The organism is Paraburkholderia sp. WC7.3g (genome assembly GCF_050436345.1).
GTDB lineage: Bacteria > Pseudomonadota > Gammaproteobacteria > Burkholderiales > Burkholderiaceae > Paraburkholderia > Paraburkholderia podalyriae.
Window position 1 is genome coordinate 1,580,776 of the sequence record NZ_JBNDMA010000001.1, and the last position, 16,704, is coordinate 1,597,479.

Annotated in this window: 14 protein-coding genes and 1 pseudogene; 10 read left to right on the forward strand and 5 right to left on the reverse strand. The window is 62.6% G+C overall.

Annotated elements, in window-relative coordinates; genetic code table 11:
• Positions 1-198 precede the first annotated feature (198 nt).
• Genes OKW43_RS07335 through OKW43_RS07355 form a run of 5 tightly spaced genes read left to right on the forward strand, consistent with a single transcriptional unit; the run spans position 199 to position 9,403 of the window.
• On the forward strand, positions 199-2,805 hold the full coding sequence (locus OKW43_RS07335; protein ID WP_429446247.1) for an FHA domain-containing protein: 2,607 nt from the start codon (positions 199-201) through the stop codon (positions 2,803-2,805).
• Entirely contained in the window at positions 2,783-4,156 is a 1,374-nt protein-coding gene (locus tag OKW43_RS07340) for an HlyD family efflux transporter periplasmic adaptor subunit (protein ID WP_429446249.1), read from the forward strand. The genes OKW43_RS07335 and OKW43_RS07340 overlap by 23 nt, the downstream gene beginning before the upstream one ends.
• Positions 4,157-4,193: 37 nt before the next feature.
• Positions 4,194-4,946: a peptidylprolyl isomerase gene (locus tag OKW43_RS07345; protein ID WP_187634402.1), complete on the forward strand. Its 753-nt coding sequence runs from the start codon at positions 4,194-4,196 to the stop codon at positions 4,944-4,946.
• A 39-nt stretch (positions 4,947-4,985) separates the two neighbouring features.
• Positions 4,986-8,054 carry a peptidase domain-containing ABC transporter gene (locus tag OKW43_RS07350; RefSeq protein ID WP_429446251.1) on the forward strand — a complete coding sequence of 1,023 codons (3,069 nt, stop codon included), beginning with the start codon at positions 4,986-4,988 and terminating at the stop codon, positions 8,052-8,054.
• Positions 8,051-9,403, forward strand: a complete 1,353-nt coding sequence (locus OKW43_RS07355; protein WP_187634404.1) for a sigma-54 interaction domain-containing protein — start codon at positions 8,051-8,053, stop codon at positions 9,401-9,403. Before OKW43_RS07350 ends, OKW43_RS07355 begins: the two co-directional genes overlap by 4 nt.
• A 23-nt stretch (positions 9,404-9,426) precedes the next feature.
• On the opposite strand, the gene OKW43_RS07360 is transcribed toward OKW43_RS07355, so the two are convergent.
• Positions 9,427-10,197 carry a PP2C family protein-serine/threonine phosphatase gene (locus OKW43_RS07360; RefSeq protein ID WP_187634405.1) on the reverse strand — a complete coding sequence of 257 codons (771 nt, stop codon included), beginning with the start codon at positions 10,195-10,197 and terminating at the stop codon, positions 9,427-9,429.
• 5 nt (positions 10,198-10,202) lie between these two features.
• Positions 10,203-10,490 (reverse strand): hypothetical protein, encoded by a 288-nt coding sequence (locus OKW43_RS07365; protein ID WP_187634406.1) that lies wholly within the window; start codon positions 10,488-10,490, stop codon positions 10,203-10,205.
• A 451-nt stretch (positions 10,491-10,941) separates the two neighbouring features.
• Here OKW43_RS07365 and OKW43_RS07370 point away from each other — a divergent pair, with 451 nt between their 5' ends.
• Positions 10,942-11,463 carry a lecithin retinol acyltransferase family protein gene (locus tag OKW43_RS07370; RefSeq protein WP_187634407.1) on the forward strand — a complete coding sequence of 174 codons (522 nt, stop codon included), beginning with the start codon at positions 10,942-10,944 and terminating at the stop codon, positions 11,461-11,463.
• 41 nt (positions 11,464-11,504) lie between these two features.
• Positions 11,505-11,756: a hypothetical protein gene (locus OKW43_RS07375; RefSeq protein ID WP_187634408.1), complete on the forward strand. Its 252-nt coding sequence runs from the start codon at positions 11,505-11,507 to the stop codon at positions 11,754-11,756.
• A 4-nt stretch (positions 11,757-11,760) separates the two neighbouring features.
• Here the strand turns inward: OKW43_RS07375 and OKW43_RS07380 are convergent, their stop codons facing one another.
• Positions 11,761-12,639 carry a LysR family transcriptional regulator gene (locus OKW43_RS07380; RefSeq protein ID WP_429446255.1) on the reverse strand — a complete coding sequence of 293 codons (879 nt, stop codon included), beginning with the start codon at positions 12,637-12,639 and terminating at the stop codon, positions 11,761-11,763.
• A gap of 340 nt (positions 12,640-12,979) precedes the next feature.
• Here OKW43_RS07380 and OKW43_RS07385 point away from each other — a divergent pair, with 340 nt between their 5' ends.
• A complete protein-coding gene (locus tag OKW43_RS07385; RefSeq protein WP_187634410.1) occupies positions 12,980-13,471 on the forward strand; it encodes a DUF4126 domain-containing protein in 492 nt (163 codons plus the stop codon).
• A gap of 51 nt (positions 13,472-13,522) precedes the next feature.
• Here OKW43_RS07385 and OKW43_RS07390 read toward each other — a convergent pair.
• A pseudogene (locus OKW43_RS07390) lies at positions 13,523-14,177 on the reverse strand (hypothetical protein).
• 316 nt (positions 14,178-14,493) lie between these two features.
• Between OKW43_RS07390 and OKW43_RS07395 the strand changes: the two are divergent.
• Together OKW43_RS07395 and OKW43_RS07400 are read left to right on the forward strand one after the other, a co-directional pair.
• A complete protein-coding gene (locus OKW43_RS07395; RefSeq protein ID WP_187634411.1) occupies positions 14,494-15,540 on the forward strand; it encodes a phytoene/squalene synthase family protein in 1,047 nt (348 codons plus the stop codon).
• 184 nt (positions 15,541-15,724) lie between these two features.
• Positions 15,725-15,973, forward strand: coding sequence for a hypothetical protein (locus tag OKW43_RS07400; protein ID WP_187634412.1), 249 nt, complete (start codon positions 15,725-15,727; stop codon positions 15,971-15,973).
• Between the two features lie 281 nt (positions 15,974-16,254).
• Here the strand turns inward: OKW43_RS07400 and OKW43_RS07405 are convergent, their stop codons facing one another.
• The gene (locus tag OKW43_RS07405) at positions 16,255-16,569 is read right to left on the reverse strand and encodes a DUF4148 domain-containing protein (protein WP_429446258.1); all 315 of its coding nucleotides are present in this window, start codon (positions 16,567-16,569) and stop codon (positions 16,255-16,257) included.
• Positions 16,570-16,704: the final 135 nt, after the last annotated feature.

A 16,704-nucleotide genomic window follows, 5' to 3' on the forward strand; every position in this document is an offset into this window, starting at 1 on the left:
TCGTCCGCTGACGACTTCCCCGCGGTCTTCTCAACCGGCGATATCCAAATTGACACTCTCGATGCGTGACTTACAATCCTCTAGGGGTCGGCGTTTGCGTGGCGCTCAACAACAACAAACAATGTTGCGCCGTTGTTCTTCGTCCCGTTCGCCCCGCGTCCTCGCCGCGGCAGGTAAACGCTTAGCGATCCAGACATAATGGCCACCGGCGAAGCTCCGATTGCTGAAAGACGCACGACAGTGGACGCTGCCTTCGACGTGGTGTTGTCGCCGGTTGCGTGCGCGCAGCGCGCCGCGCTCGACGCCATTCGCATCGTCGACAACCTGTTCGCGGTCGGCCGCAGCGAAGCGCCATTCAACGAATATTCCGCGCAATGTACCGCCGGCCTGTCGCGCCGGCATGCGCGCGTTTTCATCGAGCATGGCGCGATTTATGTTGCCGATCTGGGCAGCAAGAACGGCACGACGGTCAACGGCATCGCGGTGCGGCAAACTCCCGCGCGTATGCGCGCCGGCGATGAACTCTGCTTTGGCGGTGAGCTGTGCTATCGCGTCGGCATCGAGCCGCGCGTGCGTATCGTCGCGGGTGCAAGCGCTTCGCCCGTCACTCATCTATTACTGGTGCCGCAGCGCGATGAGCTGGGTCTGCAACCGGTCGACGTGTTGGCTTTTCCGTTTCTGATCAGCAAAACGGACGACGTTTTCTCACGCTATAAAAACCGTTACCCGCACCAGGTCAATTACATTTCGCGGCGCCATGCGCATCTGTTTCTGAAGGGCGGTGAGCTCTATGTCGAGGATCTCGGCAGCACCAACGGTACGTTCGTGAATGGACAGCGGATCGGCGAATCGGCGCTTGCACTAGTGGACGGCGATGTGGTTGCATTTGGCGGCGACCACTTCGTCTACAGGGTGTCGCTACAGAACTCCCCTGACGTCGAGCCCACCGTGACCCAGCTTTCTCTTCGTCCCGCTGCCGACAGCGCCGCCGATGCCGACAAGACGACCTTCGTCGGCGCGGCGCATTCGTTTCTCGACATCTTTTGCGTCGATCCGGCGCTGCAACGCGAAGACGAAGTGAACGAAGCGGCGCAACCGGGCTCTGCGCGCGCGAAGCGCGAAGCAATAGTGACGGCAAATGGCGTGCCGGGCGCAAAAGGCGCGCAAGGGGCGCATCCGGCGGACACGAAAGACGGCGCGAACGATAAAAGCGGCAAACGCGCCGCAAAGAGTCGGCAGCGTCGTTGGAAGATGGTCGCCGGCGAACTGCATAAGGCGCTCGCGGACGGCGAGCACACCAATGTGCGGCGCGCCGCGGCATGGGGCGGCGCCGGTGTCGCGATCGTGGTCGCGCTTGGCGTGGGCCTCTATTTGCACGGTTCATCGGAACGCGAGTTGAAGAGCCTGCTCGCAAGCGGTGATTATTCGAGCGCCGTCACGGTCGCGCGCGGCTATCTGGCCACGCATCCGACGGACACGAAAATCCGGGCGCTCGCGAGCGAGGCGATATTGAAAGCGCAATTGCCGGGCTGGCTCGAAGCATTGCAAAAAGCGCAGTTCGACCAGGCCGACGCGCTGCTGAACAACATGAAGGCGTTGAGCGTGAATAACGCCGATATGGCGTCGCTGGTCGGCGAATTGCAATGGGTCGGCGATCTCGAACGCTTCGTCGCGGCGCGCGGCGGCGTCGACGCCCCGATTCGCATGTATGTGGACGAAGCGACGATCAACGATCTGCTGCATCGCTGGGACGACGATGCGACGACTCATCAGCGCGCGCTCGACCGTATTGCGAGCTACGTGCCTGACTTCGCGGAGCCCTATGCGCACACGCTCAGTCATCTGCGCAAGCTCGAAAGCGACGATTCGGTGTACGTCGCCGCGATCGACCGGCTGAATGGCGTGATCCATACCGAACTCGCGCGCGACCAACCCGACGCGTTGCCGCCGGTACTCGACGATTACACGCAGCGTTATCCACGGCTCGCGGGTCTCGATCGCGTGCGTAACGATTTGCGCCAATACACGGCGTTGCTGAATGCCGCACTGAGCCGTCAATGGACGTCGTTGCTCGCGATGATGAAAACGGCGCGCTTCAGTACACCGCCTTTTCAGACGCAATTCCAGCAGCTGGCGGCTAGGCGTTTGCCGGCGGCGGAAATCGTTCAACGTCAGGACGCGGTCGATGCCGCGTGGCAGCGCGGCGACGCGCAGCAGGCGCTGAACGATTTGCAGTCGATGCCGGCGAGCCCGTGGTCCGACGTGATCGCGGCCGAAGCGGCGCACAAGAAGGCGTTGTCCGATCAATACGACGATCTGCGGAAACCGCATGGCGCAAAGGACTACGACCAGCGTCTGCTGTCGTTCTACGCGAGCCTCGATCCGCGGACCGACGCATGGTTCGTGCAGGCGATCCAGAAAGACGTCGCCGCATTGCATGACAAGGCACTCTCGCATGCGCAAGATCTGTTGCTGCGCGCGCAAAGCCTGTGGAAGGAATACCGCGCGAATGGCCCGATCGGCGGCACGCAGCGGCTCGAAGCCGGCATCTCGCCGGGCTTTCGCAACGAGGCGCGGCTGCTTACCGACGCGCAAACGGCGGCGCGGCAGGGCATGCGCATCTATACACAGCTGAAGGCCGACCATCCCGCCGATTTCGATCGCCTGCTCGCGGATATCGAAGCCGAGGCGAGTTTGCAGCGCCGTTCGTTGACGGAGTTGCGCATGGTGCTGGACCCTGGGCTCCTGAAAGCGAAGCTCGCGTTGATTGGAGGCGATCAGAGTGAAACGCGACCCTCACCCTAGACCGTTGTCGGAGGCGCTCGAGGATCATAGCGTCGAAGGCATCGCGATTCTGACGTCGGAGCCGGTGCGGATTGCGCGCGCATTGATCTGGGCGATGGTTGCGCTCGTCGTCTCGGGTTTGCTGTGGTCGTTCGTCGGCCGCGCGGATGTGATCGTCAGTGCGCCTGGCACGTTGTCGCCGGAATCGGAAGTGCGGCGCATCTATACGCCGATCGACGGCGAACTCGCGGATCTATATATCGCCGAGGGACAGCCGGTATCGAAAGGCGACGTGCTCGCGCGCCTGAACGCGCGCGGCGCGATCGAGGCGGCGAGCAATTCGTTACAGGCACAACTCAAACTCGAAGACGCCGAACGCGAATGGAAGCAGTTTCCTGAGAAGAAGGCGTTGATGGAACGTAAGGCCGCGTCGCTGAAGGCGCAACTCGACGTCGAAGAGCGCTTGAACGAGAATCGCGTTTCCGAAGGCACGACGAAACTGGCCGAAGGACAGAAGGCCGAACTCGACGAAGCGCGCAGTTCGCTCGACAACGCACGCCGCACGCGTGAAGCGGCGAATCAGGAGCTCGATCGCTATTCACGGCTGTTCGCGCAGCCGGGCGGCGGTGGCATTGCCGAATTGCAGGTCGAACAGAAACGCACGGCCGCACTCGAGGCGGATAACGCGTATCGTGTCGCGCAATCGAAGCTGGCCGAGCTCGACTTTCGGCTGAGCCATGAATATGCGCAGGCGAACGCACAACTCGCGACGAGCGGCCAGCAAAGCACCGATCTGCAACTGCGATACGATTCGGCGGTGCGCGATATCACCGATGCGGAAGACAAGCTGCGCGTGCAATTGCAAAGCGCGCGCCTCGAAGCCGATGCCGCGGCGCGCGTGCGTTTCGAGAACATCGATAAAGACAATTTTCTGCTGGTTCTCGCGCCGGTTTCGGGCGTGATTACCGACGTCACGTCGACGCAGCGCGGCGACAAGATTCAGGCGAATGCGCCGCTCGGCGGCATTGCGCCAAAAGACGCGCGGCCCGTGCTGAAGATCGAAATCGCCGAACACGACCGCGCCTTTCTGCACGAAGGGCTGCCGGTCAAATTGAAGTTCAACGCGTTTCCTTACCAGCGCTATGGCTTGATCAACGGCACGCTCGCGTATATCTCGCCGGCCACGAAGCCGTCCGCGCAGGACAAGCAGCCGGTCTACGAGGGCCGCGTCACGCTCGACAAGGATTACTACCAGGTCGCCGACACGCGTTATCCACTGCGTTACGGCATGACCGCCAATGCGGAAATCGTCGTGCGCGAGCGGCGCCTGATCGATCTCGGTCTCGATCCGTTCAGACAGGTGGCCGGTTGAGCGCGCGAATCAAACATCCACGAAAGGAGCGGAGAAAATGACCGCGATAGTGCGTATCGATGACGAGGTCGTGGACGTGGACGAGTTCATTCGTCTTCTGAAGCTGACCGGCCAGTTCGAAAGCCTGATCGAGCAGATCGTGCGCGACAAGCTTACCGTCCATGCGGCGAAGAAGCAGGGCGTCGCCGTCAGCGCGGACGAAATCCAGCAGCGCGCCGACCAGTTTCGCCGCGTGCGCGGGCTGCATCGCGCGGCGGACATGAATCATTATCTCGACGCGCTGCGCGTGAGCCTCGACGAATTCGAGGTGTTCATTACCGACGGCCTCTATCAGGAGAAGATGCTCGACGAGATCGGCAACGACGCGGCGATTCGCGATTACTTCGCATTGAATTCACCGAAGTTCGACGCGCTCGAAGTCAGTCACATCGTGCTCGATAGCGAAGGCAAGGCGAAGGAGATGATCTCGTACCTGCACGATGACCCCGACGCCTTCGCCGAGATGGCGCGCGAGCATTCGATTGCCGATACGCGCGAGTCGGGCGGCGTGATCGGCAAGGTGCTGCGTGGGTCGCTGAAGCCCGATATCGAGGCGAAGATCTTCAATGCCGCGGTCGGCGATCTGCTCGGGCCGTTTCCGTCGGCCGACCGTTCGTGTTTCGAGATTTTCGCGGTGACGGCCAAGTATCCGGCCGCGCTCGATGCCGAAGTGGCCACAGAAATCCGCCGATTGCTGCGCGAGAGCTGGCTGATAGCCCGCGCCCAGGAACACGTGATCGAAGCGCGCTAGTACCCGTCTAGCGCCCGATAAAGCGAGGCTCGCCGTTACATGGACGCCCCCCAGACCGCACCATCCGCGCCTTCCACCGCCGAATTTCTCGCTTCGGTGGAGATCCTGTCGCCATTCTCGCGCGACGAAATCGAGCGGCTTGCCGAATACGCGCAGGCAAAGTTCTATTCGTTTGGCGAAACGGTGTGCTCGGCGGGAGAAGTGGCCGACGGTCTCTATGTAATCCGCTCGGGCACGGTGCGTATCTTCACCGAGGAGCACGGCAAGGAAACCAGCATGGGCGTGCGCAAGTCGGGCGAGATCTTTGCCGACATCGCGATGCTGCGCACGTACGTTCACGAAGCGTCGGTACGGGCGTCGGCCAGGACCGAATTGCTGTTCATTCCGCGCGCCGCGATCGAACCCGTGATGGCGGCCAACGCTGCCGCGTTGGCGTTCGTCGCGAGCTATGTCGCGATCAATTCGGCCGGCGGCTTCGTCGCGCAACTGTTCGATCTGCGCGGCAAGCTGAACAAGGCGGAACTCGAGGAATACGTGCGCAGCGTCGGGGCGAAACGGGTGGCTGCCGGCAAGGAGATTCTCAAACAGGACGGCCGCGACGACAGGCGGCTTTATGTGGTGCGGCAAGGCCAGGTGCGCATCGTGCGGCACGATGAGGGCCACGACTATACGCTCGCGACGCTCGGCGAAGGCGAGATCTTCGGCGAGAAGGCGTGCCTGATGCGCCAGGAACAGATGGCATCGGTCGTCGCGAGCACCGACACGCGGCTACTGGTCATTCCCGAGCGCACCGTTCATTTCATTCTCGAACGCAATCCGAAACTGCGAGAAGTGCTCGACGAGCGAATCCGCTATGGCGACCGCGAACTGCAGCGGCAAAAGCGGCTCGAACAGCGGCGCAAGCTGCCGTTGCTGCTCGACTTGCACAGCAAGCCGGAACTGGGCGAGAAGATCATCCGGCGTTTCGCGCTCGTCGAGCAGGCCGAGGAGATGGATTGCGGCGCCGCGTGCCTCGCGATGATCTGCCGCCATTACGGCATTCCGATGACGCTCGGAAAACTGCGCGAACTCGCGAACGTGACGACGCAGGGCGCGACGCTCGACAGCCTCGCGCGCGCGGGCGAGTCGCTCGGCTTCACGACGCGCGGCGTGCAATGCACGTTCGATTCGCTGGCCGGCTTCGATCTGCCGTTCATCGTGCATTGGGAGGGCTATCACTATGTGATCGTGTACGGGCTGTCGAAAGAGTATGTGTGGGTGGCGGACCCGGCACTCGGTTTCAGAAAACTGAGCGTCGAGGACTTCGAACGTGGCTGGAGCGGTACCTGTCTGTTATTTACAGGCGGATCGCAACTGTTGCAGATGTCGGCGGCGCGCTCGCCGTGGATTCGTTTTGTCGGCTATCTGAAGCCGTACCGCAAGATACTCGGCTATCTGTTTCTCGCGACCTTCGTGATCCAGGTGCTCGGCGTGATTCCACCGCTGATCATTCAGAACATTCTCGACGGCGTGATCGTGCATCAGAACGTCAGTCTGCTCCATATGCTGATCGGCGGGCTCATCATCTCCAACGTCTTCACGCAGTTGACGTCAACGATTCGCGCATATCTGGCGAACTTCATGGTCCGCAACATGGACTTCGCGATGATGTCGCAGTTCTTCAAGCATACGTTGTCGCTGCCGTTCTCGTTCTTCGCGAAGCGCAAGACCGGCGATATCTTCGCGCGCTTTCAGGAAAACCAGACGATCCGCGCTTTCCTGACCGAATCCACCGTGACGACCGCGCTGAATCTGTTGATGATCTTCATCTACTTCACGATCATGTTCGTGTACAACGTGAAGATGACGCTGGTGCTGATCGGGTTCGTGATTCCGATCATGGGACTCACGGTGATCGCGACGCCGAAGATCAAGGGCTACGCACGAGAGGTGTTCACGGCGTCGACCGAGGCGAAGTCGTTCCTGATGGAGGCCCTCTCCGGTGTCGAGACCGTCAAGGGCATGGGTATCGAGCGGCCGGTGCGGTTGCGCTGGGAGAAGAAATACGCGAAGGCGCTCGAATTGCAGTATCGCGCGCACGCCTTCAATATTCTGGTCAGCTTTGGCAGTCAATTGCTGAATGCGGCCACGACGATTGCGATTCTGTGGGTCGGCGCGAATCTGGTACTCGCGCGTGAATTGACGATCGGCCAGCTGATCGCGTTCAATGCGTTCATGGGCAGCGTATTGAGTCCGCTGATGGGTCTCGTCGGTTTGTGGAGCATGCTCAACGATGCGGGCGTCGCGATGGAACGGCTCGGCGATGTGCTCGATATCGAGCCCGAACAGAAGCCGCAGGATTTGCCCTCGCGCGTGATGCTGCCGGAACTGCAGGGCGAAATCAGCCTGCAAGGCGTGTATTTCCGCTATGGCGAAGACGATTCCGCTTATGTGCTGGAGAACATCAGCTTCGATATCAAGCCCGGCGAACTGGTCGCGATCGTCGGGCGCAGCGGGTCGGGCAAGACCACGCTGGCGAAGCTGCTGGTCGGTTTTTATCAGCCAAGCGAAGGGAAAATGACGATCGACGGCTATGACTCCGGCGTGATCGACAAGGCTTATTTTCGCGCACAAATCGGCTACGTGATGCAAAGCAATCTGCTGTTCTCGGGCACTATCGCCGAGAACGTCGCGAGCGGCGACGATGCGCCGGAGCGCCGCCGCATCGAGGAAGTCGCGAAGATGGCCGACGCGCACGGCTTCATCAGCAAGATGCCGCTCGGCTATGAGCAGATCGTCGGCGAGCGCGGCATCGGTTTGTCGGGCGGTCAGATCCAGCGGCTGTGCATTGCGCGCGCGTTGTATCACGATCCGCGTCTGCTCGTGTTCGACGAGGCGACATCGGCGCTCGACTCGCAATCGGAAAGCAATATTCTCGGCAATATGCACGACATTCTGAAGGGCCGCACGGCGGTGATCATCGCGCATCGGCTCAGCACGATCATGCGCGCGGACAAGATTCTCGTGCTGTATGAAGGCGCGATCGTCGAACAGGGCCGTCACGAAGAGCTGATCCAGCGCGGCGGCATGTACTACCAGCTCGTGCAGAAACAGTTGAGTGCATCATGATGAAGATACTCGACCAGATTGAAGAGGCGAGCCCCGCGATATCGTACGCGGGACTGATCGAGCGCATCGAGATCCTGCGCTCCACGTTGCGCTGGTCGACGCGGCTCGAACGTGGCGATATCGACAAGCTGCTGAGGCAAGCCACGTCGCTGCGCGACGAAGTCATGCAGCTCTCGCACAAGGAGCGCTTCGTGCAGGCGGCCACGGCCGGCGAGCCGCAGACGAGCGCGGAGCAATCGCGCGGGGTCCGCCGCAAGGCGCTGCTCGAACGCAGCTTTATTTTCGAGGGAACGTTCGGCGACAATCCGCGTTTGCTCGAATCGCTCGAAATCGCGGAAAAAGCCGCGCCAACCGACCTGCCGGTGTTGATCGATGGCGAAAGCGGCACCGGCAAGGAGCTGATGGCGAAAGTGATTCACGCGAATGGCGCGCGTGCGGACAAGCCGTTCATTTCGGTGAACTGCGGCGCGATTCCGGACAATCTGCTCGAATCCGAACTATTCGGGCATCGCAAGGGCGCATTCACCGGCGCGTCGAACGACCGCAAGGGCAAATTCGAAAGCGCGCATACGGGTACGATCTTTCTCGACGAAATCGGCGAGTTGCCGCTCGCGGGCCAGGTCAAGCTGCTGCGTGTGCTCGAGGCGCACGAGATTCAACGCGTCGGCTCCGACGAAACGATCGCGGTCGATACGCGCATCGTCGCGGCGACCAATCGCAATCTGCGCAAGCTCAGCGAGGAAGGCCGGTTTCGCGAGGATCTGTTTTACCGCCTCAGCGTGATTCACGTGACGCTGCCACCGCTGCGCGAACGGCGCGACGAAATTCCGTTGCTGATTGCGTGGTTCGGCGACGAAGCGGCGGGCACGCTGAAACGCCGGCCGGTCAGATTGACGCCGCGTTTGCGAGACTTTCTGTTGAGCTACGCGTATCCGGGCAACATCCGCGAATTGCGCAACGTGATGTATCGCATTTCATGTCTGGCTGGAGAGATGGCCGACGTCGAGCATCTGCCGCTCGATATGCGACCCGCTGCACCGGGTTCAGCGGCGGCTCAGACGGATGGCGGGCTAGCGAGCGGCGAGCAGCCAATCAGTGTCGCGAACCTGATGTCGTTGAGCGACGCGAAGCGGGCCGCGAGCGACGACGCCGAAAAGGCGTTCCTCGAACGCGGACTGCGTGAAGTCAGCGGGACGGTCGCCGAGTTGGCACGGCGCATCGATATGAATCGCTCGCACTTGCAGATGCTGCTGAAAAAGCACGGCCTGCACTCGAAGGATTTCCGCAATCGCAATGCGCCGCCCGCGAAAAACGGCGCGAACGAACGCGACGAGGAAGACGAAGGTTGAGTGAAGCGCCCACCTGAAGACCATCAAGGCGCCGGATTCAGCAAGGTCTTGTCCGCCGCATTGGGGTCCTGCGCTTCGACGACCACCGCGGTAATGTTGTCGCGCCCGCCGCGCGCGAGCGCGAGGTCGACGAGTTCGCAACAGGCGTTTTCACGCTCCGCCGACGTCAGCACATCGGCGATCTCGTCGTCGCTCAGTTCATTGCTGAGACCGTCGCTGCACAACAGGAACACGTCGCCGTCGGCGACTTCGATCGCGTCGTCGTCGAGTTCGAGCAGATCCGTCGCACCGACCGCGCGCGTGATCATGTGCTGCGCGGGATGATGACGTGCCGCTTCGTCGGAGATGACGCCGAGCGAGCGCAACTCTTCGACCTGGCTGTGATCGCGCGTCAGTTGCCGCAACTGTCCCGCGCGGTACAGATAGATGCGGCTGTCGCCGGCCCACAGATAGCCGCAGAAGCGATCGCAGGCAAGCAGCACGACCACGGTGCTGCCGATGCGCTGCACCTGGCGGCGCGCGGCTTCGTCGCGTAATTGGCGATTCGCGGTTTGCAGCCGCGCGCGTACATCGGCGATCAGCGTTCTGAGGCCGTGCGGCGCCGCCAGTTGAGTCAATGCTTCGATCACGGTGCGGCTCGCAAAGTCGCCGACCGCGTGCCCGCCCATCCCATCGGCGACGGCCCAGCGTCCCGCTTCGGGCTCGTCGAGGCAGGCGTCTTCGTTGATTTCGCGCACCCGTCCCACGTCCGAACGCGCGGACGAGGTCCAGCGAAATTGGCTCGCGCAGGTCACAACGGCTACACCATGTCGTTTCTATTGCGTGCGTCCGGAGACACGTTGAGGTTCGCGTTCGCGCCGGTGTTGCGTACGTCGACCGACTGGAACTGGTTGATCATCTGGTTAGCATAGAAGTTGTTGGAGACCTCGTACAGATTGACCACGGGCCCGATGCTGGGGGTTTGCGGCACGAACGGCTGAATCCAGCCATAGATCCACGGCGCGCCGCCGCCACCGCGAATCGCCGCCATTGCTTTGCGATCGAGCGCGAGGTTCAAAGAGAGGTCGTTCAATTTGATGCAGGACATGTCGTTCTCCGGTTGGTCGCGTGCGCAATGCGCGCGGCTGAATGGACTCTGCACCTAATGGCGCAAAGACCATGCCAATCGGGGGCGGATTCCAGCCGAAGCTCGCGGCGCGTTGACTGGCGTGCGTTTGCGCAGCTTCACCTCGCCCGCGGTCAACGCAAGCGGTCGGCTCGCGGCCAACAAGCCCGCGTTCGAACAGGTGTGAGACCCAACACATTCAACGGGGTCCCACGCGCGCTCTATTGATGTGAAAGCACCGCGCGACACGGCTCGCAAATGAGCGTCGCTCGCCAACAGATCAGCGCGTTTTCTGTTGGTCTGGTACTGACATCTTCCTCTTCAGAAACTCGCTGGATTAGCCGCCAACCCTATAAACAGGGGCTTTTCGGCGCATGGCCCGGATGATGCGAAAGCTGACGCAACCATGTTGGAAATGCGAACGAGGCCAGCCATGAACATCCAGATGCCTGATACACGCGACCACGGCCCGCAATCCGCAGCGGCTTGCGACACCGCATCATCGACGATCGATCTGCCGATCGGCTCGCATCTGGTCACGCAACGCAACGGCTATGAGCATCACGGCATCTATGTCGGCAACGGCCGCGTCGTGCATTACTCGGGCTTTGCGGGCTCCGCGCATCGCGGGCCCGTCGAGGAAGTCGAACTGACGCGCTTCGCCGCCGGCCATTCGCTGTCGGTTCGCGCGACGCCGAGCGCGATCTACGCCGGCGCGGAAGCGGTGCGCCGCGCGCGCTCCCGCCTCGGCGAAAACCGCTATCGCCTGCTGACCAACAACTGCGAACACTTCTGCGCGTGGTGCCTGCTCGGCGAAAGCCGCAGCGAACAGGTGCATTGCTGCCTGTGCCATCCGCGCACGGGCGTGCGTGCGCTGCTGTGCCTCGTGAAGGCGTTTGTCGACAGCGGGACGAGGAATCAACACGGCGTGGCGCCACTCGCGCAACTCGCGTGAGCGCAGCGCGTCACGAACCGGACGATTGGAGGAGAAACATCATGGTTGCCGCAGAAAAGAGCTTGCATTGGGCCGTCGACAAATGGCTCGCGCCCACGCCGTCGATGCCCGCGCGCGTCGTGCGGTTCTGCCATCGCGCGTCGCAACAGCAGCGCTATGTGTGCGTGCAGACGTTGAAGCCGGAAGGACTGCTGTCGATTTTCTTCTTCCGCCACGGCGACGGTTCATGGAACGTGTTCCCGCCGCTAGCCGAGCGGCCCGCGATGAGCGGGTATTGCCGCACGGCCGCGTAGAAACTCATGCGCGGCCCGGCGTGGCCGCTTCCTTCGCGATCCACTGACTGAACAGCACCATTGCCGGCGTCATCGGCTTACCCTTCAGGCAGGTCAGCCAGTAACTGCCCGCCTCTACCTCGACGTCGAACGGGCGCACCAGACGCCCGGTCTTGAGTTCCCGTTCGAACATCGACGCAGGCGCGAGCGCGATGCCCGCACCCTGCATCGCCGCCTCCACCATCAGCCGGGAGGAATCGAACACCGGCCCGCGCACCGGCCGCGGAGCGATGCCCGCGGCCGCGAACCAGTTCATCCAGTCGTCCATGCGGTACGAGCGCAGCAGCGTCTCGTCGGCGAGATCGTCGGGCCGCGCGAGGCGCGCGGCGATCTCGGGCGTGCAGAGTAGCGCGAGCGGCGCGTCGAGCAGTCTGGTGGCGAGCGAGCCGGGCCATGTGCCGTCGCCGAAACGGATCGCGAAATCGAGGCCTTCGGTCGCGAGGTCGATGACGTTGTTGTGGGTCAGCAGCCGCAGTTCGACGAACGGATGCGCGTCCCGAAATGATGTCACGCGCGGCATCAGCCAGCCGACCGCGAACGTGCCGACCACACCGACCGTCAGCTCCTCGTGCAAATGGCCGCCGTCGAACTGCCTGAGCGCCGCCTCGATGCGATCGAACGCGTCGGACAGCACGGGGCGCAGCGCGAGCCCTTCGTCGGTCATCGCGAGGCCGCGCGGCAAACGCTTGAACAGCGCCGTGCCGAGCCGCTCCTCCAGCGAACGGACCTGCTGGCTGACCGCGGCCTGAGTCACGTTCAGCTCTTGCGCGGCGCGTGTGAAGCTCAGATGTCGCGCGGACGATTCGAACGCGCGCAGCGCGTTCAGCGGGAGATACGGTCTCATGGTGCAGATAATAGATTTTCTTGTGAGTGGGCTAACTTATCATCCTCGGCCCACTTCGCGGACTCCCCGTGTGTTATCCGTCTGTCGAATTGTGCGACACTAGGGCCACATCGACGGGGGCAACCGCCCTCCCGGCGCCGCGCGACGCGCGCGGCAGCGGGTTGGTGGCAAAGACCTGGCAATCGTGAGCAATCGTGAACGGCCACTGCGGATTGCCTCGATGTAGGTGGTGAGAAGTTGACTGTCCAGATGGAATGCTCGACATGTTCTGCCGACGTTCGTCCTGATAAGCCGTCGGCTTGTGCAACCTTGCATCATTGCCCTCGATCGGGAGTCCGCTATGTCCGTGTATGTTCTGGCCTTGTTCATTGGCGTCGTTGCCGGCCTGCGCGCGATGATCGCCCCCGCCGCCGTCAGTTGGGCCGCGCGTCTGGGATGGCTGCCGCTGCAAGGCACCCCGCTCGCATTCTTCGGCTTCACGGCCACGCCGTATATCTTCACCGTGCTGGCGGTCATCGAACTGGTCACGGATCAATTGCCCGAAACGCCGAGCCGCAAGGTGCCGCTGCAATTCGGCGCGCGCATCGTGCTCGGTGCGCTGAGCGGCGCGGCGATCAGCGGCGCGCATGGCGGCCTCGCGGGAGGCTCGATCGTCGGGGTGCTCGGCGCGGTGGTCGGCGCCGTCGGCGCGGTGATCGGCACGCTCGGCGGCGCGAAAGTGCGCAGCTCGCTTGCCAACATGTTCGGACGCGATGCGCCCGCCGCGTTGATCGAGGACGTGGTCGGGATCGTCGCCGCGGCGTTGATCGTCGTGTCGATGCATGGGTTCTGACACGACCGCAAACACGAACACAAACACGGACACAAGCGCAAACGCGGCCGCTTATTGAACCCGGGCGATTCGGGCGGCCGTCTTGACCGGCGCCGCAGCCGCCGTCGAACTCGCCGCTACGGGCGGGATCAGCTTGCCTTGCACCAGTAGCTGAAGCGTCTTCGCCACCAGCATCGCGATGATCGCATTCGCCGCCAGGAACAGAACCGGTGCCGCGAATTCGATCGGACCCGTCGCGCCACGTTCGACCAGACGCAGTGCCATCGTCGGCAATGCGGCCGCACCGAAGCTGAACGCCCAGTAGCCGGGCACGAACGCCTGCCGGCGAATCCACGGCAGCAAACGCAGTAACAGCAGCGCCTGATAGAGGCCGTAGCCGAGCAGCGCGTAGGTGAACAGATCGGGCGTGCCGGTGGTCAGGCTCATGTACGCGACGCCACCGACGACCGGCGGCGCGAGTTGCACGCCGAGGGTCGGGCGCAGCGCTTCGGGCAGCGGTTCATGCACGGCGGCGCGATGCAGGATCATCGATTCGAGCGCGAGCCACGATGACCCAGACGGCGAGTGCCGCGACCGTCACCACGCTGCCCGCGACGGCTGGCAGATGCCACAGGCGGATTGCCACACGCCACAGGTTGGCAAGCGCCAACGTGCCCACCGCGATCCCCAGGAAGCCAGCGGGAACCGCACCACGATTGCTGTTCATGACGACCTCCGAACGTTGCGACGCGCTCCCGGTGTGTTGGCTTGGCGCGATCGATGGCTTACCGTAAAAGGCCGCGGACAATCGCAGAACGCTGCAAACGCTCGATCAATGGCGCGAGCGTCTCAAGCTGTGTTTTCAGCGGGGAAACGGGCAGGAACGCGGCCGTCGAGCGCCCATGCGCACCCGCATCGCTGGATGTCGCGCAAGAGTCGCGGCAGTGTCCTGTTATCAGCCGCGGCTGGACGTATACAATTCGGCAGCGCCTGATCACCGCGGGCTTTTCCCCGCCTATTTGCCAACCAATCCAACCCAACCCATGCCGGAACCGACCCGGGCCTTCCTTCTCGGCCCGCTCCTGAAAGGCGTTTCACGCTCCTTCTATCTGACGCTGCGCGTGCTGCCCATCGGCATGCGCGATCCGATCGGCCTCGCGTATCTGCTCGCGCGTGCGGCCGATACGATTGCGGACACCTCGCTGATTGCTCCGGGTCAACGCCTCGAATTGCTGCTCGCGCTGCGCGATCAGGTCAATGGTGTGGCCGTCGACAGCGCGCCGTTCCAGCGCATCGCCACGGAACTCGCGGATCAACAGGCACAGTCGGATGAAAAGCTGCTGCTCGAATCGTTGAGCCCCGCACTCGACGCGCTCGCACAACTGAGCGAGTCCGACCGCCACGCGGTGCGCGCGATCGTCACCACACTGACCGAAGGCATGGAATTCGATTTGCGCACGTACCCCGACGAACGCTCCGGCCAGATCGCGGCGCTGCGCGAATACGACGAACTCGATCGCTATACGTATCTGGTCGCGGGGTGCGTCGGCGAGTTCTGGACCACGATGACTTACGCGCACATGCCGGGCACGCTGAAAGAACAGCCCGACACGATGAAGCAGCGTGGCGTGCGTTTCGGCAAGGCATTGCAAATGACCAACGTGCTGCGCGATTGCGGCAAAGACTTGCGCATCGGCCGCTGCTATCTGCCGCAGAGCATGCTCGAGCGCCACGGTCTGAACGCGCGCGATCTGCTGCAATCGGCCAATTCGTTGCGCGCGCGGCCGCTGCTCGCCGAGCTTCTGCGCAAGACCCTCGATCATTTCCGCGCGGCGCTCGACTATACGCTCGCGATTCCGGCGAGCGCGGTGCGCTTGCGGCTCGCCTGCCTGTGGCCGATCCTGATCGGCCTGGACACCTTGCTGCTGCTCGCGGACAACGACGCATGGCTCGATCCGGCGAAAGTGTCGAAGGTGACGCGCCATCGCGTGTATCGGATCATCGCGTCGTCGCTGCTGCTGGTGCCGTCGAATGTGCTCATGCGAAATGCGATCAATAGCCGCATCGCGCGAATCGCGGCGCGGCTGTAGGCGTAAACGCCTACGGTTGCACGCACGGCTACGCGCATCGAATAAAACCGAATCGCTTCAACGCACTACGAATCGCACGCAGCGCCCGCGGTTTGTGCTTGATCATTGAATAGTCAGCAATCGGGAAAGCCCTAGGCCACTGCATTCGCGCTTCGCGTTAGTCTCTTCGAAAAGGAGACGACCCATGCGACAGGCGTTCAATATTGCGTTGGTGCTTTTGCTTGGCTATTTGATGGCGGATCGGGCGTTGATGCGTGCGCAGGCGGGCGAGGTCGGCACGATGACGTGTCACCAGGGCGCGGCGCTCGTCAAATCCGATGCATTGAAAAAGGGCTTTGGTGACGCTGGCGCGAGCGCGCAGAGCGAGAGCTTCCTGTCGAGTTGCCTCGTGACCGGGCGCGGCCAGGTCGGCAATCTGATCGCGCGCGACTGAGCGCCGGCAGCTACAGATTCGTCGCGGCGCACGTGGAGCGCCGCGAAAAAGCGCCCAGACCGTGAAGGTCCGGGCGAAGTCATCGGGAGCCCGATGACGGAGGTAACCACATATGAACTGGCCCGCGCTCGGAGATACCCGAGCTGCGGGCCAGTTCATTTTGAATCGGGGGTGCGCGTCGCAAGGACGCGCCGTTCGGAAGCGCTGGCGGTTCGGGTCGCCGCCGTACGGCTTCGGGCGACACAACTGCTGAGCTTAACGAGCCGCTTGCTGCCTGCCGCTTAATGACCGAAGTAGACCGACTTCGGGCCAACACTCGGAACCGCATGGCTCGATTGCGACGTACCGCTCTCCACACCACCGAAGCCGGTAGCGGCCTGGCCGACGCCGTTTTGCGCGTCGACGCGGGCTTGCGCAGCCTGGATGTCAGCCGGGTAGTGCGGGTCGGCGTGACCAGGTTGATAGCCGGCCTGTTCGAGTTGGACCAGTTCGGCGCGTACCTGAGCGCGAGTCACGGGCTGGTTGGCTTGCGCAAACGCAGCGACCGGAGCGGCGATAGCGACGGCGATGACAACGGCTTGAATTAGCGATTTCATGATACTTACCTCCAGTTCAGGGTTTTTTGTTGCTGCGAACTTGCTTGTTCGTAGTCAGTGATTGCATTGTAGATTGGTGAACTGGACAGAGTAACTGGCGATATAAGTAATGTTTATTGCGATATTTGATATAAA